This is a genomic window from Helicobacter sp. 219-2 (genome assembly GCF_030053225.1).
Taxonomy (GTDB): Bacteria; Campylobacterota; Campylobacteria; order Campylobacterales; family Helicobacteraceae; genus Helicobacter; species Helicobacter pylori_C.
This window is the reverse complement of record NZ_JASGBS010000001.1, coordinates 1,366,900-1,392,960: the sequence shown is the minus strand read 5'-3', so window position 1 is coordinate 1,392,960 and position 26,061 is coordinate 1,366,900. Positions and strand designations below refer to the sequence as shown.

Below are 26,061 nucleotides of genomic sequence, written 5' to 3'. Positions count from 1 at the left end.
CCACAACAGCAGTAACGCTTAAGCTTTTTTATGCACCAACTCGTTGATGTAGTAATCCACTGAGCCTAAGCCTTCTTTTTTCGCCCATTCATAGCATTGAGAAACAAAATGCCAATTGATATGCCCATAGAATTTTTCCAAATACACAGGGCGCGCGTTTTTATGGTCAATATAATAAGCATGTTCCCACACATCCACCACTAAAAGCGGCACTTTTTTATCCGTAACTGGGGTTTGAGCGTTGCTCGTTTGAATGATTTCAATTTTTTGAGTGTCTAAATTATACGCTGCCCAATTCCAGCCAGAGCCAAACAAAGTGGTCGCGCTCTTAATGAAGTCTTCTTTAAATTTTTCCAATGAGCCAAAATCTTTTTCTAAAGCCCCTTTTAACTCATCGCTTAAGGCAGTCGCTTTGGGGCTTAGGCAATCCCAATAAAAATCGTGGTTATAAATTTGAGCGGCGTTATTAAACACGCCTCCGCTAGATTTTGTCAAAATAGCAAACAAAGAACTTTTCTCAAAATCTGTGCCTTTGATGAGGTTGTTCAAATTATTCACATAAGTTTGATGGTGTTTCCCATGGTGGAAATCAAACGCTATGGGGCTTAAAAAATCTCCCATGCTGTCTTTAGCAAAAGGCAATTCTCGTAATGTAAACATGTTTTCTCCTTGTGATTAGATAGCCGTATTGTAATCATTTTTTAATACTTTTTGGTAAATCTTTTCTTAAAAATTGATCGTTATGCAAATTTTGTAGATTTTAAGGGGTTTTTTAAAATTGAAACGATTTTTTAAACAAATTCTTTTTAAATTTTTTAAAAGTTAATCTTAATGGGCTACTATTCTAACGCTATATAGCAATTCAATTAGAAAGGATTTAACAATGCAAAAAGTTACTTTTAAAGAAGAAACATACCAATTAGAGGGGAAACCCTTAAAAGTGGGCGATAAAGCTCCTGATGTGAAATTGGTAAATGGCGACTTGCAAGAAGTCAGTTTATTGAAGCAGGGCGTGCGTTTTCAAGTCATTAGCGCGCTTCCTAGCTTAACTGGATCGGTTTGCTTGCTCCAAGCCAAACACTTCAACGAGCAAGCCGGCAAACTGCCTTCTGTGAGTTTTAGCGTTATTTCTATGGACTTACCTTTTTCTCAAGGGCAAATTTGTGGCGCTGAAGGCATTAAGGACTTAAGAATTTTAAGCGATTTTAGGTATAAGGCTTTTGGGGAAAATTACGGCGTGCTGTTAGGCAAAGGCTCTTTGCAAGGCTTACTCGCTCGATCGGTGTTTGTTCTTGATGATAAGGGAGTGGTTATCTATAAAGAAATCGTTCAAAACATTTTAGAAGAGCCTAATTATGAAGCGCTTTTAAAAGTGTTGAAATAGGAAATCCTTAAAAGGAGGGGGCTATAATCTAGCGAGTTTCAATGCAAAAAGCCCCACTTATTAAAAAGTGTTGGTGATAAAAACTAAAAAATAAGAAGTTCTTTTTAATCCGTTTAAAAAAGTTTCACGCTATGTTTAAAAGAAAACATAAAGACTCTGTTTTCAATCAAACGCTTATCGCTTGATTAAAATCAAGCTTTTTTAATGGAATAAGTCTTTCTCAAAGCCCGCTTATGGATAAACTAAAATTTTTAGAAGTCTTTTTTTAAGATTTCTTCCACTCTTAAAATGGTTACGAGTCTGTCGTTTTGCTTCCCAATGCCGTAAGTTAAATTATTGTTATCGCTTAAAGTTTCTGGCACCGGGTCAATATCTGTTTGCTTGATGCGAATGGCTTCGGTTAGGCGATCAATGAAAAACCCAGCGATCTGATCGTTATGGCGCACTACCAAATAACGAGTGTCTTTGTTTTGCTTTTCGGCTTTCAAGCCAAATTTTAAACGCAAGCTGATCAAAGGGAAGACATTACCCCTTAAATTGAACACGCCAAGCACATAATTTGGGGTTTCAGGAACTCTCGTGTAACCAATGGGTTTGACGATTTCTAAAATATTCAAAATAGGAATGGCGTATTCTTCATCGCCAATAATAAAGCCAATGAATTGCAAAATTTCTTCATTGTCTTCTTGTTTAGAACCCGCACTAGCTTCTTTTTGTTTTTCAAATAAGTCTTTTAATTGATTGCTCATGATTCGCCTCCTTCTAATTTGATGCTGCGTTTCACTACGGTGGTTAAATACTCACCACTATAAGGTTTGGTGATGTATTCAGTCATGCCGGATTCAACGCCACGCATCCTATCGGTTTTAGTGACCCGACTGGTTACTGCAATCAAAGGCAGGTTTTTGAATTTATTGTATTTACGCACTTCAGAAGCGAAAGTGTAGCCGTCCATTTTAGGCATTTCAATATCCACTAAAATAGCGTCTGGGGTTTTATCGCCATTTTTAAGCATTTCTAAGCCTTCTAACCCGTTAGAGGCTTCTAAAAGCGTGATGCCTAATGGTTTTAAACATTTGCGGATAATCGCTCTATCCGTGCTGCTGTCATCAATCGCTAAAACGACATAATCGCTAGGGGAATTTTTGCTTTTCGTGTTTTCGGATTCGTTCATCAAGGTAGTGATATTGACCTTGATGCTTTTTACCATATCCATCATCGCCCCCACATCTACAATGAGAGTGATTTTCCCATCGCCTCTCACCGTAGCGCCAGCAATGCCTCTAGTGTTTTTAAGGTAATAACCTAAAGATTTGATGACCACTTCTTCTTGACCGATTAAATAATCCACGATCACGCCAATTTTTTGATCGGCCAAGCCAATGATAACCACATACACATCTGAGTTGGATTCCAAAATAGCATCCACTTTAAAAATATCAGAAAGGCGCACCAAAGAAAGCACCTCATCTCTCAAACGCAACACGCTCTTGCCATCAACGGTGTAGATTTCATCTTGGCTGATGCGCACGGTTTCTAAAACTGAAGAAAGCGGGATAGCGTAATATTCTTCTTGAACGCCCACGAGTAAAGCTTGAATGATAGCTAAAGTGAGAGGGATTTTAAGCTTTTGAGTCGTGCCTACCCCCACTTCTGAATCAATTTCAATGATCCCATTGAGCTTTTCAATATTGGTTTTCACCACATCCATGCCCACGCCTCTGCCTGAAACATTGGAAACGACTTTTGCAGTAGAAAAGCCTGGCTTGAAAATGAGGTTAAACGCTTCCCTATCGCTCATGCCTTCAGCGTCTCTTTCGCTAATCACCCCTTTTTCAATCGCTTTTTCTTTAAGCATCACAGGGTCTAACCCCTTGCCGTCATCAGAGATTTTAATCACAATGTGGTTACCCTCATTATACGCGCTCAATTGCACCTTACCGGTTTCAGGCTTGTTAAGCCTTCTTCTTTCTTCTAAAGGCTCAATCCCATGATCGCATGAGTTGCGGATAATGTGAATGAGCGGATCGCCAATCTCTTCTACAATGGATTTGTCTAATTCGGTTTCTTCGCCCTCAATGATTAGTTCAATACTCTTGCCTAATTCCCGGCTCAAATCCCTTACCATGCGAGGGAATTTATTGAACACTTTGCCTACTGGTTGCATCCTGGTTTTCATCACCGCAAGCTGCAAGTCTGTCGTTACCGCTGAAATAGAAGAAACCACCTGGTTTAATTCCTCTAAAAACTTTTCCCCATCATAGCGTTCTTCCACATCGCCATAAATCCTAATCAAGCGATTTTTTCCTAACACAAGCTCACCGATTAAATTCATTAAGTGATCCAAGCGGCGCACATCTACCCTAACGGTTTGCTCCACGCCAATAGAGGGGGCTTTATTTTCTTCAGTATCTGCCTTTAGCCTTAGTTTTAGTTTCGGTTTTAGGGGCTTTGGGGGTTTCTGTTTTGGGGGCAACTTCTTGTTTAGGTTTGGCTTCTTGCTTTTTTTGAGCTCTTCGTTCTTTATCGGCCTCTTGGCGTTTGTTCAACAGCCGCTCAATCTCCGCTTCCACTTCTTCAGCACTCATGTTAGTGTAATCCAAATCCGGCTCATCGGCTAGAGGGTTATCGCTTGCAAAATCTTTTGCAGTAGGGGATTTTGCCTTGTTTTCTTGATTTTCTTTTATATTTTCTTTTTTCGCTTCTTTTTTTACTTCTTTTTCATTTTCTTTTTGGGGGGCTTCTTTAGTCCCTTCTTTAGCGCCCTCTAAATTTTGGCTTGTAATGGCTTGAAGCTGTTTGACCGCTTCTTCAATCTCGTTTTCCTTGCCGTTATTAGTATCAGAGCCGGTATCTCTAATCGTTACGAGTAAAGTTTTCATCAAATCAATGGAGCGCAACACGACATCCATAATATCAGGCGTGATTTTGATTTCGCCCTTTCTGGCGCGATTCAAGACATCTTCCATGTTGTGCGTGAGATGCGTGAGAATGTTAAGATTCAAAAACGAGCTAGAGCCTTTAATGGTGTGAGCGACTCTAAAAATGCGATTGAGCAAATCCAAATCCTCAGGGTTATGCTCCAATTCCACTAAATCCTGATCCAACTGTTCGTTCATTTCAAAGGCTTCAATCAAGAAGTCTTCCATTATTTCTTGCAAATCATCCATTTTAAAACCCCTTTTTAGCGTTTGAGATAAGAGTATTTTACAATTTTATAAAAAGAATTACGCATTCTTGTCTAAAATCTTAGAAATTTCTTCGGTGAATTTTTCTGCGTCAAACTTGACTAAATACGCTACAGCCCCCATTTCTTTAGCCCTTTCAGCGCTATAATTATCGCAAATAGAAGAATTAAAAATCACAGGAATATAAGCAAACCTGGGGTCTTTTTGGAGCTTGAATAAGAAATGATAGCCATCCATTTTAGGCATTTCAACATCCGAAATAATGAATTTCAAATGTTTCCTCAAATTATCCCCGTATTTTTTGAACAACATTTCTAATTTGTTCAACCCATCTTCCCCATCCACAGCTTCAGTGATGCTAAAACCCAATTTACTCAAATGATTTTTTAAGGTTTTTCTTGCGGTCTTGCTATCGTCTAAAAACAACACTTCGCCTTCAAAACGCTCTTTAGGGGTATCTTTAGCGTTTTTAGCGTCTTCATTAAGCTTTAGATCGTCTAAAATGCTTTCTAAATCCAAAATGAGCATGGTTTTGTCGTTTTCAATGCGTGTTGTGCCGGTGATATTTTCCTTATTGATGCTATTAGATGCACTAAAGGATGCAGGTTCCACATCTTTCCAGCTAATGCGCCTGATACGCCTAGCGGAATGGACTAAAAAGCCCATTTTAACATTGTTAAATTCAGTGATAATGACGATTTTTTTGTTTTCCTTGCTTTTATCCGGGATAATCCCTATCCATTTAGCCAAGTCTATAAGCGGAATGATCGTGGAGCGCAAATCAAACACGCCGATAATGTAATCCAAATTCGTAGGGTATTCAAAAAGGGTGGGCATGGGGATGATTTCTTGGACTTTAGCCACATTGATGCCATAAATCCCCTCATAAGGGACACCCTCTTGCATGCCATAAATACGAAAATCCACGAGTTCTATCTCACTCAATTTTAAATCGTTAGCTGTTTTTTCTGCCATGATTTAGGCGTCCTTATTTTGAGATGGTTCTAAAATGCTTGATGATACCTTAAAAAGGCTTTGTTCGTAATAAAAGGAAGGCAGTGGGCAATAAATAGGTGCATTCAAGGGGATTTTTGCGCCGCTTTTGAGATGAAAATGCCCCTCTATAATGCCGTCAATGCTACCAATGTTAAGATCTTTAATATAGTTTTGGTAGGCTTTTAGGCGCTTTTCAATAAAAGATTGCAATTCTTTTGGTTCTAATTCCCAAAGGCGGATGGGTTTTTGATAGATGCGTTTTTTAAAAAGAGGGTATAAGGTTTTAAAACTTAATAAATTTAAAAAAGTTAGAAAAAATCTAGCCCAAGTGGAGGTGAGCTGCGTGATGTAAAATTCATACGCTTTAGTAATGAATAAATCCCCATGGGCTAGTAAAAAGCGTTTGTTATCGTATTGGAATAATACGGGCTGGTTTTGGCGCTCAAAAACCACCACTTTAAAATTGAATACAAAACGCATGGAAAAATCATGGTTGCCTTCAAAATAAAAGACTTGTGAAATTTCGCTTAAAGCATGGATTAGATCAATGATTTTTTGCTGCTCTTTATCTAGGGGTAAATAGCCCACAAGAACATGGAAAATATCGCCCATGAAAAAGACTTGTGGGGGTTTGGCGCTTAAAAGTTCTTTAAGCGTATTGATTAAATGAGGGCTTTTAGGCAAAAAATGCGCATCAGAGATAAAAACAGCCCCGCTTTTAAGCGCATAAGATTCTAGCATCTTACTCTTTGAACAAAAAAGAGCCAATCCTCAAAAGATTCGCCCCGCAAGCAATCGCTAATTCAAAATCATCACTCATGCCCATTGAAAGAACGCTCGCATTCTTTAATCGGTCAAAAAGCTTTTTGGTGGTGGTAAAGGATTTTTCAATTTCCTTTTCATCATCAGCATGAGCCCCTATACACATAAGCCCCTTAAGTTTGAGATGCTTGCAAGTTTCACTGATTTGAGAATAAATTTCTAGCGTTTCTTCAGGCATCACCCCGCTTTTACTTTCCTCATACGCGCTATTAACCTGTAAAAGAGCGTTTAAATTGACGCCCAACATTTCGCAACGCTTTTCTATCTTCAAAGCGAGTTTTAAGGAGTCTAAAGAATGCAAAAGAGCGGGTTTTAAACTCAAAAACGCATTGACTTTATTCTCTTGTAAAGAGCCTATCATGTGCCATTCAAGGGGTAAATGCTCTAAAGAATGCATTTTAATTTTTAAATCTTGAACTTTATTTTCTCCAAAAGCCCTTTGAGAGCAGTTGTAGTAATTTTGAATGGCTTCTAAGGAAGCGTTTTTTGAAACAGCCACGATTTTTACAATGTGGTGCCTTGAATAGGCGATGCGAGCCTTTTCTATTTTTGCGATGAGGGTATCAATCCTTTGGCTATAATCTGTCATAGCTCTTCTTTATGCGTGCTAAAAGAATGCGTGAGGTGGAATTTTTGATTTAAGGTTTCAAAATCTTTTAAAAGCCCTTTCTTTTTCAAATTCTCTATGATCTCCATGGAGCAATTGGTTTCTGCAGGCCATTCTCTAAAATGTTTATCCATAACGCCCTTATTGGTAGCGTCTATAAAAAAACAATGTTTAGAGGTGAGAATATCGCGTTGCGCATCAATGTTATTAACGATGCGCCATAACAGCATGTAAGGGTTGTTTAAATCGTTGCTGATATGCTCTACAAAGATGACAATGCGTAAATATTCTTCAAAACCGAGCAAATTTTTAGCCAATTCAATGACGCTTTTGTCTTTCTTTTCCACGCTAATGACGCAAATGGGGTTACGGGTGTGCGGATAATATTGCTTCAAAAGAACGATATTGGGCATTTTATCTTGTAAAAGCGCTAATAAGGCGTTATCGTTTAAAAGCGTGGGGTGGGGGGTGTTGCTTTTAGAGGTCGCATCAATACCGAGTTTCCCCCCCATAGCGTATTCAGGGCTTGCATGATCTAAAGCGTCGCATATGCCTTGAGAGATGAGAATTTTTTCTTTAGAAAAATTTTCTAGTATATACTCAATAATAGCGTTAGCGTCTCTTAGATTGGGAGCGTCTTCATTGACAAAAATCGCATGTTTGACAAAACTCATCTGCCCCACACCCCAAAAAGCATGCATGACTTGTTTGGCATGAGCGTTATAGCGCGTGTGTATTTTGGCTAAAATCAAATTATGAAACACCCCATTTTCCGGCATGTAATAATCTATGAGATTGGGGGCGTTCATTTGAAGCAAGGGCAAGAACAAGCGCTCAGTCAAATACCCCATGTATTTGTCTTCTAAAGGGGGCTTACCCACCACAGTGGCCAAGTAAATGGAATCTTTTTTATAGCTAATGGTTTTGACTTCTAAAACAGGGTAAGACTCAATGGGGGTATAATAGCCCGTGTGATCCCCAAAAGGTCCTTCAAGCTCTAGTTTTTCGCAATCCACAAACCCTTCTATCACAATATCGCAATCCCTTGGCACGCTCAAAGAATTACTCAAGCATGGCATTACTTGCGCTTTTTTTCCTCTCATAAAACCATAGAGCATGAGCTCATAAACCCCATAAGGTAAGGGGGCTGTCGCACACCATGTGTAGAGCAAATCCCCACCAATAGCGATACTGACAGGCATTTTGACTTTAGCCTTAGCGTATTCGTGGAAAAAGAGTTGGGAGTCTTTATGGATTTGCCAGTGCAAGCCTAAATGGTTTTTATCATAAACTTGCAAACGATACATGCCTAAATTCTTTTTTTGATGATCTAGGCTTTGGGTATAGACTTGCCCCATAGTGATAAAAGCCCCGCCATCTTTTTCCCAGGTTTTTAAAATGGGTAGATCCAACAAATTGACTTCTTTATCTTGCTTGATAATGAGATCTTTAGGGCGAGTGGTTTTTTTAGGGAAAATGTGTCTTAAATCCCATAAATCTTTTAAGACTTTCAAACCCTCAGTGAAATTTTTAGGAGCGTTAAAGTGCAAGAACGCTTGCATGCGTTGTTGCAGACTTTCTATAGGGGTTTTTAATAAAAGCTCCAAGCGTTTGAAAGAGCCAAAAGCGTTCATTAAAACAGGCATATCAAAGGTTTTGATTTGGTTATGTTCTTTTCTTATGGGTTGCGTGAATAAAAGAGCTTTGCCCCCATTAGGCTTTTTCGCTTCTATATAGGCCAAATGAGCGATTTCTAAATCCACTTCAAGGGGGGTATCAATGACTTCTAATTCATCATGCTCTTTTAAAAGCTTTAAAAAATCTCGCATCCAACTACCTTAAATAACCACATAATGAACGCTTAAGCACGCAGGAATGTTTTTAAGCTCTTCTAAAACTTCCAAAGAAACTTCTTCATCTACAATAATGAGCGCTAAGGCTTCTTTTTGCGTGTTACGCCCCAAACGAAAATCAGCGATGTTAATGCCATGCCTAGCGAACGCATTCCCCACACTCCCAATAACGCCTGGAATATCCGTATTCCTGAATAAAAGCATTTTACCCTTTGGCTCTATATCAATATGAAACCCATCAATCTCAGTGAGTTTTAAAATATCTTCTTCAAACACCGTGCCGCTCACGCTGATTGAACCATTAGCTGCATTTAAAGTTAAAGAGAGCATGTTTTTATAGGGCGAAGCGCTTTCTTTAAGGCTAACCTTAATCTCAATGCCTCTTTCTTTGGCCACAAAAGGGGCGTTAATGTAATTGATTTTATCCCCTACAACAGGTTTTAATACCCCCACTAGTGCAAAGGCTACAAGAGCGTCTTTAAATTGGTTGATCTCCCCACAAAGACTGAGCTCAATTTTTTGGCACACGCCCTTATGGATTTGACTGGAAAAATAACCCAATTTTTGCGCTAAATTCAAGTAGGCTTTTGCACTCGCATCAAAAGCTTGCATGGGTAAATTCAAAGCATGCGGGTGGCTTGAACCCCTTAAAGATTCCATAACCCCTTGAGCGGCTTGTTTGGAAATTTCTTCTTGGGATTCTAAAGTGTTCGCGCCAATATGGGGGGTCGCATAAACATTAGGCAAATCTAAAAGCTTGTTATGAATGCCAGGCTCTTTAGAAAAGACATCAATGCCAAGCCAACGCACTTTTTTAGTTTCTAAAGCTTCATAAAGAGCGTCTTCATTATAAAGCCCCCCTCTAGCGCAATTGATCAAAATAACCCCTTTTTTCATGCGTTCGATCTCTTTAGCGCCTATCATGTTAATGGTTTCTTTATTTTTAGGGGTGTGGATAGTGATCATATCGCACTGCAAAATATCTTCAAAATTTTTTGTGTAAATGACCCCTAAATCAGTGGCTTTTGAAGAAGGGATATAAGGATCATAGGCTAGGACTTCCATTTCAAAAGCTTTAGCCCTAATGCCCACCCTAGAGCCAATATTCCCAAAACCAATGATGCCCAGCTTTTTATTTTTCAATTCCGTGCCATACCAATCTTCTCTTTTCCACAACCTTTGGCGTTTGATTTGATCGTTTGCGCAAGGGAATGAGCGTACCGCATTGATCAAATGCGCCATGGTCAATTCCACAGCGGCAATCGTGTTAGCGGTAGGGATATTCATCACTACAATCCCTTTTTGAGAACAGCTTTCTAAATCAATATTATCCACTCCCACGCCCGCTCTCACGATGGATTTTAAGTGGGTTAAGGGCTTTAAAAAATCGCTGGTGATAGGAGTCATGCTGCGCGTGATGAGCGCATCCATGAGAGTGAGTTTTTCTAAAAGCTCATTTTTGGGGCATTTGGAATAATCATGCAAGACAATGTCTTTTTGAGCTTCTAAAATTTGAATGCCTTTAGCATGGATGGGGTCGCAAATGGCTACTTGATACATTTTTATCCTTTGAATTTAAAAAACAGCATGATAGCGTATTTTATAATAGTCTAAATCAGCTAAAAAGCGTTCTTTTTTATTTTTATCTAAATAGATGATGAGGTTAGGTTGGTTTTTGGTGTTATCGTAAGCGTAATCAATTTGTTCTTTTTTAAGGATTTCTTTTAAACACCACCATTGATAACCCTTTAAATCCTTAATGATAAGCTTTGAATACTCCCTTTTTTTTTCTTCAAAAGGGATTTCAAAATGATGCTCTATAACAGGGTAATTGATAACTTCTTGCGCATCAAGGTTTTGAGAAAGAGCGTTGTTGCGATCTTCTTGGTTATGGGGGGCTTTTTCATTATGAGAGATTTCATTTTCATTATGAGAGACTTCATTAGGGCTATTTTCTTCTAGGTTGATGCCATGGCTTTTTGCATCTGTTTGAGAGAGATTTTTATCGGCATGAGAAATAGCGGGCATTTCTTTTTTAACACTTAAAAACAAATAGGCTAAAACGCCAAGAGCGACAGCTAGGGAAATAAAAGCAACAACACTCTTAAATCTCATGCCATTCTCATGTTTTTAAAATCACTCTTTAGAGTTTTTCTTTAAGAATATCCCCTAAAGTCATTTTATCATCGCTCGTGTTAAAAGCTTGCAACTCTTCTTTTTCTTTTTTGCGCTCTAACCTATGCACAGAAGCACGCACCTTGTTGTTAGATTTTTCAATCGCAACCACCACGCATGTGATTTCTTGCCCTATTTTAATTTCATCTTTTTTCAAGGGGTTCAAATCTTCATTTTTGATGAGCACATCAATGCCATCAGCATTAATGAAGACGCCAAAATCCTTAATACTCACCACTTTGCCTTGAATCACGCTGTCTGTTTTATGCTTTTGAGCGAATTCTTCTGTAGGGGAAGTAACTAGGTGTTTCGCGCTCAAAGAAATCTTTTTATCTTTTTTGTTGATTTTAAGGATTTTCACTTTGATCACATCGCCAATTTTATAGTGGTCTTTGCATTTTTTATCTTTATCCCAAAAAGCGTCGTGATTGTGGAGCAAACCATCCACCCCACCCAGATTCAAAAACGCCCCAAAATCCGTTAAAGTCGCTACTTTGCCTTCTAAAACATCCCCCACTTGGTGTTTGGATTCAAAAACATCAAAAGGCCTGTTAGTGAGTTGCTTTAAAGAAACTCTTAAGCGGCGATTTTTTGGATCAATGTCAATGATCTTCACATCAATCTCTTGCCCCACGCTCAAATACTTGCTAGGGTGGCTGACATTTTTATCCCAAGAGATTTCAGAAACATGCAAAAAGCCTTCAATATCATTACCAATATCCACAAACGCCCCATAATTTTCAATATTGCTCACCACCACCTTAATGGCGTATCCGGGTTTTAGCTTGTCTTGGATCTCTTCCCATGGGTCTTCTATGGTCGCTTTTATGGAGAGTGAAAGGCGTCTTTTTTCTTCATCATAAGCGATGGCTTTGACACAGACTTCATCGCCTTCTTTATAGTATTTTTCAGGGTTGACCGGTCCTTTATGGCTGATTTCAGAATAATGGACTAAACCCTCAACCCCCTTAACTTCTACAAAAATACCAAAAGGGGTGATCTGGCGCACAACCCCTAACACCGGCTCTGTAGCTTCTAACAATTCTTTAGAAACTTCAAGCTGTCGTTTGTCATTGACTTCAAAGAATCGTTTGCGAGAAATATTGATAGAATGGTTTTCCTTATCCACACGAATGATGCACGCTTTAATGCGTTTGCCGATATGGTTTGCGTCATTCTTTAAAGAAGAGTGCGAGCGGGAGAGAAAATACTCCACGCCTTGAGACTCCACGATATAGCCCCCTTTATTCTTGCCTACAATCTTGCCTTCAATAATGGCGTTTTCATAGTTTTCGCCTAATTCTTCAATTTTAGCTTGAATCTTTTGTTGGGAAATGGCCTTTTTGTAGGAAACGCTAGGGTGTTCACCTTTTTCGGACACATGCACGATAATGGGGTCATTTTTTTGATACAGCAACTGCCCCCTTTCATCGGTGATCTCGCTCAAAGCCAAACGACCTTCTGTCTTACCGCCCACGCTCACCATGGCATAACCATCATTCTCATTGATGGAAACGATTAGCCCTTCTTTGATAGTGCCTTTTTCTAGGGTTTCTTCTTTTTTTAAGAGTTCTGCGAAGTTTTCCTCCTCGTCATTAAAGTTCTGATCATCTGGTATCTTGCTCATTGACTGCCTTACTATAAAATAAATATAAAATCCTTAGGGGTATTGTATCCTTTTTTGGCTTACAAAATCGTTTAAAAACTAACAATTAGCGGTTTTTTTAAAGAAAATTTTCAAAATGTGTTAAATCGTGCTGATTTTTTGCTTGACATTTTCTATAATCCAATCCGGCGTGGAAGCCCCAGCGGTAATCCCACACAATTTTTTATCCTTAAACCACGCTAACTCTAATTCGTTTTCATCTTCTACCAAGTAGCTGTCTTCACAATGCTGTTTGGCGATACTTAAGAGCTGTTTGGTGTTTGAAGAAGTTTTACCGCCCACGACTATCATAATATCCACTTCCTTACTCAAATCCAAAGCGGCTTTTTGGTTGTAAGAAGTAGCGTTACAAATCGTGTTAAAAATACGCACTTCAGTGCATCTTTCCACCAAATAAGAAGCGATTTGCAAGAGTTTGGGGGTTTGTTTGGTGGTTTGAGAGACTAAAGCCACTTTTCGTTGCAATTTTTTTTCTTGCAATTCTTCTAACGAATTGATGACTAAAGCCTGGTTAGTGGCATAGCTGATCACGCCCTTGACTTCAGGGTGGTTAATATCCCCAAAAAGCACGATTTGATACCCTTCTTTGCTCATGGATTCCACGATTTGCTGGGGTTTGATCACATACGGGCAAGTCGCATCAGTGATTTTGGCCCCCTTATTTTTCAAGTATTCTAAATCCTGCTTAGGAATGCCATGGGTTCTTATGATCACGCTCTTATTTTTAGGGATTTTTTTAGGGTCTTCTTCAATTTTCACATTGAAGTTTTTTTCCAAACGATTGATTTCTTTAGCGTTATGAATGAGCGAACCAAAAATCAAGCTGTTTTGATTTTTTTCAGCGATTTGTATCGCTCTTTTGACGCCAAAACAAAAACCATAATCCTTAGCCATTTTAATTTCCATTGAGACTCCCTTTTTTGAATAGATTGAGTAAGCGTTTGAATTGCGGGAAAGAAATGTTTGTGCATTCTAAATTGTCAATTTCTAAAGGCAATGCTAAAGTTAAGATAGCGAAACTCATCGCAATCCTGTGATCATTAAAGCTTTGGATAAGGGGGGTTTTTTTTTGAGAAAGGCGCTGTTTTAATTGAGTTATATCTTCTAATCCCTCTATGTAAAATCCGTCTTCAAACTCTTCGCACTCAATCCCTAAAGCTTTGAAATTAGAAACAACCGCTTTAATCCTATCGCTTTCTTTAGATCGTAAATCTTTAGCGTTTTTGACCATGCTTTTGCCTTTTGCAAAAAGCATAGCGATACTTAAAGCAGGGATTTCATCAATAAGGCTAGCGATATTTTGATCAATGTTAATCGCTTTTAAAGGGGCATGCTCTATATAAATATCGCCAATCATTTCTAAATCTCTGGATTGAATCGCATACTCTATGGAAGTGCCCATTTTTTTCAACGCTTCAAAAGCTTCTATGCGGGTGGGGTTAAGCAAGACATTTTTTAAAAGAAGGCGGCTTTTTGGCGTAATCGCGCAAGCGAGAGCGAAAAAAAACGCGCTAGACGGATCATTAGCTATGGTAAAATCAAAGGCTTCTAGGGGTTTTTCTAGGGGTGAAATCGTTAAAACGCCGTCTTGATTTTGAATATTAGCTCCCAAACTTTTAAGCATGATTTCTGTGTGGTTACGGCTAAGCTCACTTTCTTTATAGATGCTTGAGCCTTGAGCTTGTAGGGCACTTAAAATAAAAGCGCTTTTGACTTGAGCTGAAGCGATAGGGCTTTCATATTCGCAAGCTTTTAAAGGACTCCCTAAGATCACTAAGGGGGCGAAATGGTTATCCTCTCTCCCTAAAATCTTTGCCCCAAAAGCCTTCAAAGGCTCAATGATTCTTTTCATGGGGCGCGCGTTTAAGGAATTGTCCCCGCTTAAAACAAAAAGGCCTTTTTGAGCGCTTAAAAGCCCGCTGTATAAACGCATACTGGTGCCAGAATTGTTGCAATTTAAAATCTTGTTAGGCTCTTTTAAAGCCGTTGGGGGCGTGATTTTAAAAGAATTTTTGGCGGTATTTTCCACTTTAGCCCCTAAATTTTGAGCGATTTCTAAAGAGCTTAAACAATCCTCTCCCATTAAAAAATTCCGCACGACACAAGGCTTTTGAGCGAGCAGGCTAAAAATAACGGCTCTGTGTGAGAGCGATTTATCGCTAGCGTTAATGTCAAGCTCTATCACATGTCATCCTTTATTTATCCCTTAAGGCGGGCGTTAAATTCTTTTTCTAAAATTTCAAGCGCTTTTTGCACGGCTGAATTGACCTCTTCGTCATTTAGGGTTTTTTCTAAAGAATGAATCACGCAACGCACGCTTAAAGCTATGGAATTATTACTTTCTTTAAAAATATCAAGGGGTAGAATCTCGCTTAAATTAGGGATTTTGGCGTCTTTTAGGGCTTTTTTAATCCCGCTAAAAGCGGTGTTTTCATCAATGATTAGAGTCAAATCCCTCACACTGCTAGGATAAATGCTAAAGGGTTTTAATAGCATGGCATGGCGTTTGAGTTTAAAAGCGTCTATCTCAGCGTAATAGCTTTCAAACAAATCTAATTCCTGGATCACTTTAGGGTGGATTTTAGCGATCACGCCTATGATTTTGTGATTTTGAATGATTTTAGCGCTCTGGTAGGGGTGGTTAATGGGGGCTTGAGTGGTCAGTTTTTCCAAGCTAAAATCCCCTATAACTTTTGAAACGCATTCGGCAAAAGAATAAAAATCCCAAGCCTTGCCTTTAGCATCAGGGTAGCTTTCTTTTTTTTGTAAGCCGCTCGCTAAAAAGCCTAGTTTTTGGATTTCTTCTCTTTTAGAGTTATACACGCTCCCTTTTTCATAAAGGGCTATGCTTTTAAACCCTAAATTTTTATTCCTTAAACTGGCGTCTAAAAGCCCGCAAACAAGGCTCGTTCTCAGGGTGTTTAACTCCGTTGTGATAGGGTTTTGCAATTCTAGGGGATCTTCTAAAACTTCAAAGCCTAGTTTTTGCTGCTTTTCTTTAGAATAAAACACATAATGAATGACTTCTTTAAAACCGCAAGCGAGAGCCTTGTGTTTAAGGTTTTCAAAAAAGCGGTGCGTGTCGTAATGGGGGTTTGATTTCTTGTTACTGACGCTATCAAGGGGCTTTGAAATCAAATGATCAATCCCTACAAAGCGTAAGATTTCTTCAGCAATATCTTGGATCGTTTTAATGTCATGCCTGAAATTTGGTGCAACAACCTCTAAAATTTGGGGTTTTGAGTTTGGCTCTTTGATGCTGACTTTAAAGCCTAAATCTTTTAAAATGCCTTGAATGGTTTCTTCTTCTATGGCAAGCCCCAAAATCTCGGTAATGTCTTCAAGTTTGAATTTAAGGGTGCGATCTTTTAAGGCATGCTTAGTTTGTTTGCTTTCTAAAATTGCCGCTTTCAAATGAGCGCTTAAAAAATTCAAGCCGTCTGATAAATTAGGGTTGCTCCCCCTAGCGCTTCTATAAATAAGGGCGTTGTCTTTTTGAAGCGTTTTATCTTTTAGGGCGTGTAATTTTAAAGACAGGCTTATAGGATCAGTATAGCTCGCTTCTAAAAGCAAATACTCGCTCAAATCTTTTTGATCTTGATGCTTGATAGCGATAGTGGAGCGTTTTTGATGGTTAATATAAACGCTTTCAAGGTTGTTTTCATCGTTTTTCACGCTCAAATCAATAGGGGCTGCATTCATGCTATAAGCGTTCATTACCACCCCACTAAAATGCGCGCTAAATTCTATGAAATTGTTTAGGTCGTTTTCGCTTAAGGCATTGTTATGAGCGAGCGAAAGTTTGACGCTTAAAGGGGTTTTTAAAGAATGGTTGCAAATCAAATAATAGGCCAGATGCGATTCAATATTTTCACCCGCACAAAGCGTGATCAGATCGCTTTTTGGCGTAAAATTTAAAGCCTTAATAGGCTTTAGGGGCGTGTGATAAAACGCGCTAATTTCTCTGGCAATCCCTAAAACGCTCAAGCAATCCCCACGATTAGGAGTCAATGAAATTTCTAAAACATGCGTGTTGAAAGGGGCGTATTCGTTTAATCCTTTCCCTAAAACCAACTCCCCAACGCTCTCATCTAATTCCAAGATGCCATCATTGATTTTAGGGAAGCCCAATTCATTGCTAGAACAAATCATACCGTAGCTTTCAACCCCCCTAAGTTCAGTTTTAGCGATGGTTGTTGAGCCTATTAGCGCCCCATTTAAAGCGACTGGCACGAATTGGTTTGGCGCGACATTTTTAGCCCCACACACGATTTGTAACACTTCCTTGCCCACACCCACTTGACACACGCTGAGTTTTTCAGCGTTTTTATGGGGGGCTTTTTCTAAAACTTTACCAACAACCACATTTTTAGGAGCAACACAAGGGACAGAGCTCTCCACCTCTAAACCTAAGCGGCTCAAATCCTCACAGAGTTTGGCTATATCTTTAGGCGTATCTACAAAAACATTCAAATCATTAACGCTCAGTTTCATTAAAAGCTCTCCAACACTCTCAAATCAGTTTCAAAGAAACTGCGCAAATCATTGATTTGGCAAGTCAGCATGGCTAATCTTTCAATCCCCATGCCAAAAGCAAACCCGCTCACATTCTCATACCCTATGGCTTCAAACACCGCATTATTGACCATGCCACAGCCTAACACTTCCAGCCAGCCTGTGTGCGAGCAAACCCTACAGCCTTCTTGCTTGCAAAAGACGCAACTAATATCCACTTCAGCGCTTGGCTCTGTGAAAGGGAAAAAGCTAGAGCGCCATCTTAATTGCACGCCTCCAAAGAAATAATGCAAAAAGTCTTCGATCACGCCCTTTAAATGCGTGAAACGGATATTCCCTTTTTGATCCACGACAAGCCCTTCAATTTGATGGAACATGGGCGTGTGGGTCAAATCATAATCGCGCCTAAAGGTTTCGCCTAAACAAATCATTTTAATGGGTGGGGTTTGTTCTTGCATGGTGTGGATTTGAACGGGCGAAGTGTGGGTCCTTAAAAGCTTGTGATCTTTAAAATAGAAAGTGTCTTGCATATCCCTTGCAGGATGGTAAGGGGGCAAGTTTAAAGCGCTGAAATTATGGAAATCATCTTCCACTAAAGAGCCGATTTCAAGCTTGTATCCTAATGGGGTAAAAAATTCAATGATTTTATTTTTAGTGTGATTTAAGGGGTGAGAAGAGCTTGTTTTAATAGCGTTAAACAAACTCACATCAATTTTTTCTTTTTTCAAGCGTTCTTCTAATTCAAGCTCTAAAATCGCCTTTTTTTTCAACTCAAAGGCCTTTTCAAACGCTTGTTTATAATGGTGGATTTCTTTAGCAAAGGCGTTTTTTTCTTCGCCGTTCAGATTTTTGAGCTGGTTGAATTTATCCGCAAAAACCCCTTTTTTACCCAAAGCATTCAAACGCACTTCTTCTAACTCTTTGCTATTAGTAACCTTTTCTAATCGCTCTATTAAGGTGTGCAATAACGATCCTTATATTTTATTTTTAAAAAGCTATAATACAACTTTAATAAAAGAAAAACCTTAAAAGGGAGCAAAAAAGCATGAATGTGTTTGAAAAAATAATCCAAGGCGAAATCCCTTGTTCTAAGATTTTAGAAAACGAGCGTTTTTTATCCTTTTATGACATTAACCCTAAAGCTAAAGTGCATGCGTTAGTGATCCCCAAACAAAGCATTCAGGATTTTAATGGCATCACCCCAGAGCTTATGGCGCAAATGACAAGTTTTATTTTTGAAGTGGTGGAAAAATTAGGCATCAAAGAAAAGGGCTACAAGCTTTTAACGAATGTGGGTAAAAACGCAGGCCAAGAGGTGATGCATTTGCATTTTCATATTTTAAGCGGGGATAAACATTAAAAGCGTTGGTGGTATTTCGTGCAAGCGTTTTTAAATAGGAGTTTTGCTCCCTTACTCAACCCTAATGAGAGTCCTTTAGAGCAGGTTAAATCTAGTATTATTTTAAAAAAAGGGGTGTCTTATTTTGACTGGGGGGCTTCAGGTTTAGCGAGTGCTTTAGTGGAAAAGCGCGTGAAATCTTTACTGCCTTATTATGCGAACGCTCATTCTGTGGCTTCTAAACATGCGATTTTGATGGGCATGCTTTTAAAAGAGTGCCAAGAAAAGTTAAAGCGTTCTTTAAATTTGAGCGATGATCATTGCGTCTTGAGCGCGGGGTATGGGGCGAGCTCAGCGATTAAGAAATTTCAAGAAATTTTAGGGGTGTGTATCCCTTCAAAAACGAAGAAGAATTTAGAGCCGTATTTGAAAGATATGGCTTTAAAGCGTGTGATTGTAGGGCCTTATGAGCATCATTCTAATGAAATTAGCTGGCGTGAAGGCTTGTGTGAAGTGGTGCGTATCCCTTTAAACGAACATGGCTTATTGGATTTAGAAATTTTAGAGCAAATTTTAAAAAAATCCCCTAACAGCTTGGTTTCTGTGAGCGCGGCTTCTAATGTAACCGGACTGCTTACGCCCTTAAAAGAAGTTTCATCATTGTGCGAGAAATATAAGGCCGCTTTGGCTTTGGATTTAGCGAATTTTAGTGCGCATGCTAACCCTAAAGATTGCAAATACCAAACCGGTTTTTATGCGCCTCATAAGCTTTTAGGGGGCATTGGAGGGTGCGGTCTTTTAGGCATTTCTAAAGATTTGATTGACACGCAGATTGCCCCGAGTTTTAGCGCAGGGGGCGTGATTAAATACGCTAATTGCACACGGCATGAATTTATTGATGAATTGCCTTTGAGAGAAGAGTTTGGCACGCCAGGATTGTTGCAATTTTACAGGAGCGTTCTAGCGTATCAATTAAGAGATGAATGCGGTTTGGATTTTATCCACAAGAAAGAAAACAACCTTTTAAGAGTGCTCATGCATGGCTTAAAAGAATTGCCCGCTATTAATATCTATGGGAATTTAACAGCGAGTCGTGTGGGGGTAGTGGCTTTTAATATTGGAGGGATTTCGCCCTATGATTTAGCGAGAATTTTAAGCTATGAATACGCTATTGAAACCCGGGCAGGTTGCTCTTGCGCGGGGCCTTATGGGCATGATTTATTGAATCTTAACGCTCAAAAGTCAAGCGATTTTAACGCTAAACCCGGATGGCTTAGAGTGAGCTTGCATTTCACGCATTCCATAAACGATATTGATTATTTGCTAGACAGCTTGAAAAAAGCGGTTAAAAAATTGCGTTAAGCTAAAACTATTTTAAGGAAAAATTTGGATATTTTAGATTTGAATAAAGCGCAAGCGGTGCAACAAAATGAGCAAGAGGTAGAGGATAAAGAGCGAGAGTCTAAAGAGCCGGTGGTTTTAGAAGATTTGAGCGCTTTAGCATGGATTGAATTAGAAGAGTTTAGCCGCCTTTCAGGGCTTCCTAAAGAAAGGATCTTAGAATTAGTGAATATTGGTAAGATTAAAAGCAAAATAAGCGACAACAAGCTTTTAATTGATGCGAGCAGTGGGACAAACGCTTTAATCAAAAAGGTAGAAAACAATTTGATTTCTATGGATATGAACGGGCGTTCTTTAGAGCCTGTGTTTGTGGAAAAGACCATTAACACGATTTTAAACTTGCATGATAAGGTCATTGGCGCTAAAGATGAAACGATTTCAGCCTTTAAAAATGAAAACATGTTTTTAAAAGACGCTTTAATCTCTATGCAAGAAGTCTATGAAGAAGATAAAAAAACCATTGATCTTTTGCGAGACGAACTCAATCAAGCGAGAGAAGAAATTGAATTTATGAAGAGGAAATACCGCTTGATGTGGGGGAAAGTCGCTGACATGAGCAGCGTGAATAAAAAGTAGTTTTAAATTAACACCCCAGGCTTTGCGGGCTTATTAGCGATAATTTTATGTAAATATATATTAGAATTTGGGGTATTTTAATAAAATGTAAGCTTGAAGGAAAACCATGTCCATTTCACGCAGAAGTATCCTAACAAAAATCCCAATCGCACTCGCTAGCACTAATGTTTTAAAAGCTGTTGGTGTTTTTGAAAAAGTAGAATCCATTCCGCATGCAACGCATTTTGGCCTCTTTATCGCAAAGGTTCAAAATGGAGTGATTAAAGATATTATCCCCCAAAAGAGCGATTATAACCCTACCATGATGTTAAAAGCGATGGTTGATAGGGTGTATTCAGATAGTAGGGTGAAGTATCCTTGCGTGCGTAAGAGCTTCTTAGAAAACAAAAAAAACCACAAAGAATTGCGCGGGAGAGAAGAGTTTGTGCGTGTGAGTTGGGATGTGGCGTTGGATTTAGCGGCTAAAAAGCTTAAAGAAATCCCTAAAGAAAACATCTATAACGCCAGTTATGGTGGCTGGGGGCATGCGGGTAGCTCTTGCATCGTTGTCATCATTTGGCATGGCGTTTTTTTAACACGACTTTAGGGGGGGCTATTGGCACTGATGGGGAATATGGCAATGGCGCGGCCGCAAGAATAAACCCTATGATTGTAGGGGATATGGAAGTCTATTTGCAACAAACCACTCATGAAGAGATGATTAAAATAAGGTGTATGTCATGTGGGGGGCGGATTTATTCAAGTGCAACCGCATTGATTATTTTGTGCCAAACCATGTCAATGATGGCTACTACCCTAAATATAAAAGAGCTGGTATCAAATTCATTAGTATCGATCCCCTTTATACCGAAACCGCTCAAGCCTTTAGTGCTGAATGGATACCCATTCGCCCTAATACTGATGTAGCGTTAATGCTAGGCATGATGCATTATCTTTATACGAGCAATCAATACGATAAAGCGTTTATCGCTAAATACACTGATGGTTTTGATAAATTCTTACCCTATTTGCTAGGAGAGAGCGATAATGCGTCTAAGACTTTGGAGTGGGCGTCTCAAATCACTGGAGTGAGTGCAGAAAAATCAAAGAATTAGCGGATTTGTTTGTTTCTAAACGCACTTTTTTAGCGGGTAATTGGACCATGCAAAGAGCTCAGTATGGCGAGCAACCTGATTGGGCGTTAATTGTTTTAGCCAGTATGATTGGTCAAGTGGGCTTATCTGGTGGGGGCTTTGGCTTTTCTATGCATTATGGAGGGAACGCTCAAGCAAGCTCAGGGGCAAGAATTGTTCCTATGATCTCACAAGGGCATAATTCTGTAAAAAGCGTTATTCCAGCATCTAGGGTTTCTGAAGCGATTTTAAATCCGGATAAAGAAATTGATTTTATGGGTAAAAAACTCAAATTGCCTAAAATCAAAATGATTCATAATTGTGGGGCGGATTTATTGGGGCATGAAGCTGATACAAACGAGCTGATTCGCGCTTTAAGGACTTTAGATTGCGTGATCGTGCATGAGTCTTGGTGGACGCCTACGGCAAAATTTGCTGATATTGTCTTTGTTTCCACTAGCGCTATGGAAAGAGATGATATTACTTTTGGAGGGAGTTATTCTAAAAATGTGGTTTATGCCATGCGTAAGGTGATAGAGCCTGTTTATGAATCTAAAGACGATTATGAGATTTTCGGACAGCTTGCTTTACGCATTGGGGGCAATGAAACGGAGCAGAAATTCACTGAATCTAAGAGTTACATGGAATGGATTAAGAGCCTTTATGAAAAAAGCGATGGCCCTACTTTGAAATCGTTTGATCAGTTTTGGAGAGATGGCTTTGTGGAGTTTGAAATCCCTGAAAATGCGAGAAAGTTTGTGCGTCATGCGAAATTCAGGCAAGACCCTATTAATAATAAGCTGGATACAGAGAGCGGGAAAATTCAAATTTTTTCTCAAAAATGCGCGGATTTTAAACGGGCCGATTCTAAAGGGCATCCTACTTGGTTTGAGCCAGCTGAGTGGCTAGGCTCTAAAATGGCTGAGACTTACCCGTTCCATTTAATCTCCGCACCCAAAATACCGTGTCAATTCACAGCTTGATAACACTTGGGTTAGGAATGTGTATAAAATTCAAGGCAGAGAGCCTGTAATGATCAACGAACTAGATGCTAATAAATTAGGCATTAGGCATGGTGAAATTGTAGAAGTGTTTAACGCTAGGGGGAGGTTGTTAGTGGGGGCGTTTGTAACTAAGAATATCCGTCAAGGGGTTTTGAGTATCCAAAAAGGGGCGTGGTATGACCCAGAAGATGTGGGGGTTAGAAACCCACGATGCAATGCAGGGCATGTGAATACGCTCACTTCTTTACGCCCCACAAGCAGCATGACACAAGCCATTTCAGCCAATACCGCCTTAGTTAATATCAGAAAACTCAGAAGGTATGAATTAGTCAAGCCCTATCATTCCATTTCAACACCAAGCATTATTGGGGCTTAAAAGGAGTGAAAATACCAGCATGAGAGTGTTTTAGAAAGACTTGAGCACTAGCCAAGCTAAAGCATAATTCTCAATTTTTATATTATAATACCTAATCAATGCGTTTAATTTCTGTTTTTAATATTGATGCTTATAAGGATAAAAGATGAATATTTTTCAAACGAGTTTGAAATATTGCATGGGGTTGGTTTTGTCTATGGGAGTCTTATTAGGGGATTCCAAAGCCTTTAAGGTTAGGGTGGATAAAAGTTTAACTCCGCCCTTTTTGAATGTGCTTTCATTAGCTTTTAAACAAGACATGAAAAAAGAGGTTATTTTTGTGATTACCAAAAGCAACAAGTTGAGTAAAAAAGTGCTTTGTGATTTTGACGCTTTTTTATTGCCTGAGACTCTGATGAGCGGCATGCCTGAAAAAGCGCTATTCCATAAGGAGTTTTTATTCCAGTCTAAAGAAAATAAAACGCTCTATGCGTTTTCGCTGATTGATACTCAATATTGCTCAAAAGGTGGAAATTACAGATACGAATTAGAAAAATTAGAACGCTGGTTTGTGCAAAAAGTGCCTGAGTTAGCTGAGAACTACAGAGTGGATTATAAGAGCCAGTATGATAAAACACAAACAAAGATTAAAGAATGAGCGATGATTTTAGTATTAGATTTTGGGAGCCAATACACACAGCTGATTGCTAGAAGATTGAGAGAGAGCGGGATTTATGCGGAAATAGTCCCTTTTTTTGAAAGCATAGAAAACATTCAAAAAAAAGCCCCTAAAGGTTTGATTTTGAGTGGGGGGCCAGCGAGCGTGTATGCTAAAGATGCTTACAAGCCTAACGGGAAAATCTTTGATTTGAATGTGCCGATTTTAGGGATTTGTTATGGCATGCAGTATTTGGTGGATTTTTTTGGGGGGGTAGTGGCCTATGCGAACGAGCAAGAATTTGGCAAGGCTGTTTTAGAAATCACTCAAGATTCTGTGATTTTTGAAGGCGTGAAAATTAAAAGCCTTGTGTGGATGAGCCATATGGATAAAGTTATAGAATTGCCTAAAGGCTTCACTACCCTTGCAAAAAGCCCTAATTCCCCCCATTGCGCGATTGAAAACGGCAAGATTTTTGGCTTGCAATTCCACCCAGAAGTCATTCAAAGCGAAGAAGGGGGTAAGATTTTAGAAAATTTTGCCCTTTTAGTTTGCGGCTGTGAAAAAACTTGGGGGATGCAGCATTTCGCTCAAAGAGAAATGGCGCGCTTGAAAGAAAAAATTGCTAACGCTAAGGTTTTGTGTGCGGTGAGTGGGGGCGTGGATTCTACGGTGGTCGCTACGCTATTACACAGAGCCATTAAGGATAATTTGATCGCTATTTTTGTGGATCATGGCTTGTTGCGTAAAAATGAAAAAGAAAGGGTGCAAGCGATGTTTAAAGACTTGCAAATCCCTTTAAACACGATAGACGCTAAAGAAATCTTTTTGTCTAAATTAAAGGGCGTGAGCGAGCCTGAATTGAAGCGAAAAATCATCGGCGAAACCTTTATTGAAGTGTTTGAAAAAGAAGCCAAAAAGCACCATTTAAAAGGCAAAATTGAGTTTTTAGCTCAAGGCACTTTGTATCCTGATGTGATTGAATCCGTGAGCGTTAAAGGGCCTTCAAAAGTGATCAAAACCCACCATAATGTGGGCGGATTGCCTGAATGGATGGACTTTAAACTCATAGAGCCTTTAAGGGAATTGTTTAAAGATGAGGTCCGTTTGTTGGGTAAGGAATTGGGCGTTAGCCAGGATTTTTTAATGCGCCACCCCTTTCCAGGGCCTGGACTTGCGATAAGGATTTTAGGCGAAGTCAGCGAGAGTAAGATCAAACGCTTGCAAGAAGCGGATTTTATTTTTATAGAAGAGCTTAAAAAGGCCAATTTGTATGACAAGGTTTGGCAAGCTTTTTGCGTGCTATTGAATGTCAGTTCTGTGGGGGTTATGGGGGATAATCGCACTTATGAAAACGCTATTTGCTTAAGGGCGGTGAATGCGAGCGATGGCATGACGGCGAGTTTTTCATTTTTAGAGCATTCTTTTTTAGAAAAGGTTTCTAATCGTATCACTAATGAAGTGAGCGGTATCAATAGGGTGGTGTATGATATTACCTCTAAACCACCAGGAACGATTGAATGGGAATGATTATCCGTAAAAATAGTGCTAAAAGTGGGATTTTTTGGGTAAGATTAGAAATTGATTTTAAAAAAGAAAGGAAGTTAATGAAAAAAGGTAGTTTAGCGGTAGTTTTAGGATCGTTATTAGTGAGTGGGGCGTTTTATACGGCTTTGGCTGAAGAAACGCCTATGAAACAGCAGCACAATAATACGGGCGAGTCAGTGGAGTTGCATTTCCACTATCCTATTAAAGGCAAGCAAGAGCCTAAAAACAGCCATTTAGTCGTTTTGATCGAACCTAAAATAGAGATCAATAAGGTTATCCCTGAAAGCTATCAAAAAGAGTTTGAAAAATCTTTAGCCCTTCAATTGAGTAATGTTTTGGAAAGGAAGGGTTATAGCGTTTCGCAATTCAAAGATGTTAGCGAAATCCCTCAAGACATCAAAGAAAAAGCGTTGCTTGTCTTACGCATGGATGGGAATATGGCGATTTTAGAAGATATTGTAGAAGGGAGCGATGTGCTTAATGAAGAAAAGGTTATAGACATGTCTTCAGGGTATTTGAATTTGAATTTTGTTGAGCCTAGTAGCGAGGATATTGTCCATAGTTTTGGCGTTGATGTTTCAAAGATTGAGGCTGTGATTGAAAGAGTGGAATTGCGGCGCACCAATTCTGGAGGTTTTGTCCCCAAAACTTTTGTGCATAAGATTAAAGAAACCGACCATGACAGGGCTATTAAAAAGATCATGAATCAGGCTTACCATAAAGTCATGGCGCAAGTTTCTAGGGAATTGAGCAAAAAACACATGGATCATTATGAAAAAGTGGCGAGTGAGATGAAAAAACGAAAGTAATTTTTAAGAAACGAAAAGCTTAAAAATCCTTTAGAGCTGTTTTTAAAAAAGCA

General features: G+C 39.2%; 20 protein-coding genes and 2 pseudogenes. 8 read left to right on the top strand and 14 right to left on the bottom strand.

Annotated features, from left to right (window positions below):
* Positions 1-18: 18 nt before the first annotated feature.
* Positions 19-660, bottom strand: coding sequence for a superoxide dismutase [Fe] (sodB, locus tag P6280_RS06710; protein ID WP_000494599.1), 642 nt, complete (start codon positions 658-660; stop codon positions 19-21).
* Between the two features lie 223 nt (positions 661-883).
* On the opposite strand from sodB, the gene tpx reads away from it, so the two are divergent.
* Entirely contained in the window at positions 884-1,384 is a 501-nt protein-coding gene (gene tpx / locus P6280_RS06705; protein WP_245049480.1) for a thiol peroxidase, read from the top strand.
* A gap of 251 nt (positions 1,385-1,635) precedes the next feature.
* Here tpx and cheW read toward each other — a convergent pair whose 3' ends face one another.
* The 13 genes and pseudogenes from cheW to pheS form a co-directional block, all read right to left on the bottom strand.
* The gene (gene cheW, locus P6280_RS06700) at positions 1,636-2,133 is read right to left on the bottom strand and encodes a chemotaxis protein CheW (protein WP_000070752.1); all 498 of its coding nucleotides are present in this window, start codon (positions 2,131-2,133) and stop codon (positions 1,636-1,638) included.
* Positions 2,130-4,554: pseudogene (cheAY2, locus tag P6280_RS06695) on the bottom strand (chemotaxis histidine kinase/response regulator CheAY2). Before cheAY2 ends, cheW begins: the two are co-directional and overlap by 4 nt.
* Before the next feature lie 57 nt (positions 4,555-4,611).
* Complete coding sequence (cheV3, locus tag P6280_RS06690; RefSeq protein WP_283237349.1) at positions 4,612-5,547, bottom strand: chemotaxis protein CheV3; 936 nt, start codon at positions 5,545-5,547, stop codon at positions 4,612-4,614.
* Positions 5,548-5,550: 3 nt separating this feature from the next.
* Positions 5,551-6,309 (bottom strand): UDP-2,3-diacylglucosamine diphosphatase, encoded by a 759-nt coding sequence (locus P6280_RS06685; RefSeq protein WP_283237348.1) that lies wholly within the window; start codon positions 6,307-6,309, stop codon positions 5,551-5,553.
* Position 6,310: 1 nt separating this feature from the next.
* A complete protein-coding gene (locus tag P6280_RS06680) occupies positions 6,311-6,979 on the bottom strand; it encodes a YggS family pyridoxal phosphate-dependent enzyme (RefSeq protein ID WP_283237347.1) in 669 nt (222 codons plus the stop codon).
* Positions 6,976-8,826, bottom strand: a complete 1,851-nt coding sequence (locus P6280_RS06675) for a menaquinone biosynthesis decarboxylase (protein WP_283237346.1) — start codon at positions 8,824-8,826, stop codon at positions 6,976-6,978. Before P6280_RS06675 ends, P6280_RS06680 begins: the two co-directional genes overlap by 4 nt.
* A gap of 9 nt (positions 8,827-8,835) precedes the next feature.
* Positions 8,836-10,410, bottom strand: coding sequence for a phosphoglycerate dehydrogenase (gene serA, locus P6280_RS06670; protein WP_029568038.1), 1,575 nt, complete (start codon positions 10,408-10,410; stop codon positions 8,836-8,838).
* 15 nt (positions 10,411-10,425) lie between these two features.
* Complete coding sequence (locus P6280_RS06665; protein WP_283237345.1) at positions 10,426-10,965, bottom strand: hypothetical protein; 540 nt, start codon at positions 10,963-10,965, stop codon at positions 10,426-10,428.
* 28 nt (positions 10,966-10,993) lie between these two features.
* Positions 10,994-12,652 (bottom strand): 30S ribosomal protein S1, encoded by a 1,659-nt coding sequence (locus tag P6280_RS06660; protein WP_283237344.1) that lies wholly within the window; start codon positions 12,650-12,652, stop codon positions 10,994-10,996.
* A 120-nt stretch (positions 12,653-12,772) separates the two neighbouring features.
* Positions 12,773-13,597: a 4-hydroxy-3-methylbut-2-enyl diphosphate reductase gene (locus P6280_RS06655; protein ID WP_283237343.1), complete on the bottom strand. Its 825-nt coding sequence runs from the start codon at positions 13,595-13,597 to the stop codon at positions 12,773-12,775.
* Positions 13,587-14,876 carry a 3-phosphoshikimate 1-carboxyvinyltransferase gene (gene aroA, locus P6280_RS06650; protein WP_283237342.1) on the bottom strand — a complete coding sequence of 430 codons (1,290 nt, stop codon included), beginning with the start codon at positions 14,874-14,876 and terminating at the stop codon, positions 13,587-13,589. Before aroA ends, P6280_RS06655 begins: the two co-directional genes overlap by 11 nt.
* Positions 14,877-14,890: 14 nt before the next feature.
* Positions 14,891-17,185 (bottom strand): phenylalanine--tRNA ligase subunit beta, encoded by a 2,295-nt coding sequence (pheT, locus tag P6280_RS06645; RefSeq protein ID WP_283237341.1) that lies wholly within the window; start codon positions 17,183-17,185, stop codon positions 14,891-14,893.
* Complete coding sequence (gene pheS / locus P6280_RS06640; protein WP_000557105.1) at positions 17,185-18,171, bottom strand: phenylalanine--tRNA ligase subunit alpha; 987 nt, start codon at positions 18,169-18,171, stop codon at positions 17,185-17,187. Before pheS ends, pheT begins: the two co-directional genes overlap by 1 nt.
* Before the next feature lie 80 nt (positions 18,172-18,251).
* Here pheS and P6280_RS06635 point away from each other — a divergent pair, with 80 nt between their 5' ends.
* The 7 genes and pseudogenes from P6280_RS06635 to P6280_RS06605 all read left to right on the top strand — a co-directional run bounded on the left by P6280_RS06635 (position 18,252) and on the right by P6280_RS06605 (position 26,008).
* Positions 18,252-18,566: a histidine triad nucleotide-binding protein gene (locus P6280_RS06635; protein WP_001100349.1), complete on the top strand. Its 315-nt coding sequence runs from the start codon at positions 18,252-18,254 to the stop codon at positions 18,564-18,566.
* 18 nt (positions 18,567-18,584) lie between these two features.
* A complete protein-coding gene (locus tag P6280_RS06630) occupies positions 18,585-19,907 on the top strand; it encodes an aminotransferase class V-fold PLP-dependent enzyme (RefSeq protein WP_283237340.1) in 1,323 nt (440 codons plus the stop codon).
* Between the two features lie 24 nt (positions 19,908-19,931).
* Positions 19,932-20,522: a DUF3972 domain-containing protein gene (locus tag P6280_RS06625; protein ID WP_000352078.1), complete on the top strand. Its 591-nt coding sequence runs from the start codon at positions 19,932-19,934 to the stop codon at positions 20,520-20,522.
* Between the two features lie 106 nt (positions 20,523-20,628).
* Positions 20,629-23,014 (top strand): annotated as a pseudogene (locus P6280_RS07725) (molybdopterin guanine dinucleotide-containing S/N-oxide reductase).
* 145 nt (positions 23,015-23,159) lie between these two features.
* On the top strand, positions 23,160-23,651 hold the full coding sequence (locus P6280_RS06615; protein WP_283237339.1) for a hypothetical protein: 492 nt from the start codon (positions 23,160-23,162) through the stop codon (positions 23,649-23,651).
* A gap of 3 nt (positions 23,652-23,654) precedes the next feature.
* Positions 23,655-25,181 (top strand): glutamine-hydrolyzing GMP synthase, encoded by a 1,527-nt coding sequence (gene guaA / locus P6280_RS06610; protein WP_283237338.1) that lies wholly within the window; start codon positions 23,655-23,657, stop codon positions 25,179-25,181.
* Between the two features lie 77 nt (positions 25,182-25,258).
* Positions 25,259-26,008, top strand: a complete 750-nt coding sequence (locus P6280_RS06605; protein WP_283237337.1) for an HpaA family protein — start codon at positions 25,259-25,261, stop codon at positions 26,006-26,008.
* Positions 26,009-26,061 lie beyond the last annotated feature (53 nt).

Coding starts and splice junctions, on each gene's coding strand:
- P6280_RS06605 (WP_283237337.1), top strand. CDS start 25,259: ATGAAAAAAGGTAGTTTAGCGGTAGTTTTAGGATCGTTATTAGTGAGT.
- serA (WP_029568038.1), bottom strand. CDS start 10,410: ATGTATCAAGTAGCCATTTGCGACCCCATCCATGCTAAAGGCATTCAA.
- P6280_RS06680 (WP_283237347.1), bottom strand. CDS start 6,979: ATGACAGATTATAGCCAAAGGATTGATACCCTCATCGCAAAAATAGAA.
- P6280_RS06685 (WP_283237348.1), bottom strand. CDS start 6,309: ATGCTAGAATCTTATGCGCTTAAAAGCGGGGCTGTTTTTATCTCTGAT.
- pheT (WP_283237341.1), bottom strand. CDS start 17,185: ATGAAACTGAGCGTTAATGATTTGAATGTTTTTGTAGATACGCCTAAA.
- tpx (WP_245049480.1), top strand. CDS start 884: ATGCAAAAAGTTACTTTTAAAGAAGAAACATACCAATTAGAGGGGAAA.
- cheV3 (WP_283237349.1), bottom strand. CDS start 5,547: ATGGCAGAAAAAACAGCTAACGATTTAAAATTGAGTGAGATAGAACTC.
- guaA (WP_283237338.1), top strand. CDS start 23,655: ATGATTTTAGTATTAGATTTTGGGAGCCAATACACACAGCTGATTGCT.
- P6280_RS06665 (WP_283237345.1), bottom strand. CDS start 10,965: ATGAGATTTAAGAGTGTTGTTGCTTTTATTTCCCTAGCTGTCGCTCTT.
- P6280_RS06675 (WP_283237346.1), bottom strand. CDS start 8,826: ATGCGAGATTTTTTAAAGCTTTTAAAAGAGCATGATGAATTAGAAGTC.
- P6280_RS06655 (WP_283237343.1), bottom strand. CDS start 13,597: ATGGAAATTAAAATGGCTAAGGATTATGGTTTTTGTTTTGGCGTCAAA.
- P6280_RS06615 (WP_283237339.1), top strand. CDS start 23,160: ATGAATATTTTTCAAACGAGTTTGAAATATTGCATGGGGTTGGTTTTG.
- P6280_RS06660 (WP_283237344.1), bottom strand. CDS start 12,652: ATGAGCAAGATACCAGATGATCAGAACTTTAATGACGAGGAGGAAAAC.
- sodB (WP_000494599.1), bottom strand. CDS start 660: ATGTTTACATTACGAGAATTGCCTTTTGCTAAAGACAGCATGGGAGAT.
- cheW (WP_000070752.1), bottom strand. CDS start 2,133: ATGAGCAATCAATTAAAAGACTTATTTGAAAAACAAAAAGAAGCTAGT.
- P6280_RS06635 (WP_001100349.1), top strand. CDS start 18,252: ATGAATGTGTTTGAAAAAATAATCCAAGGCGAAATCCCTTGTTCTAAG.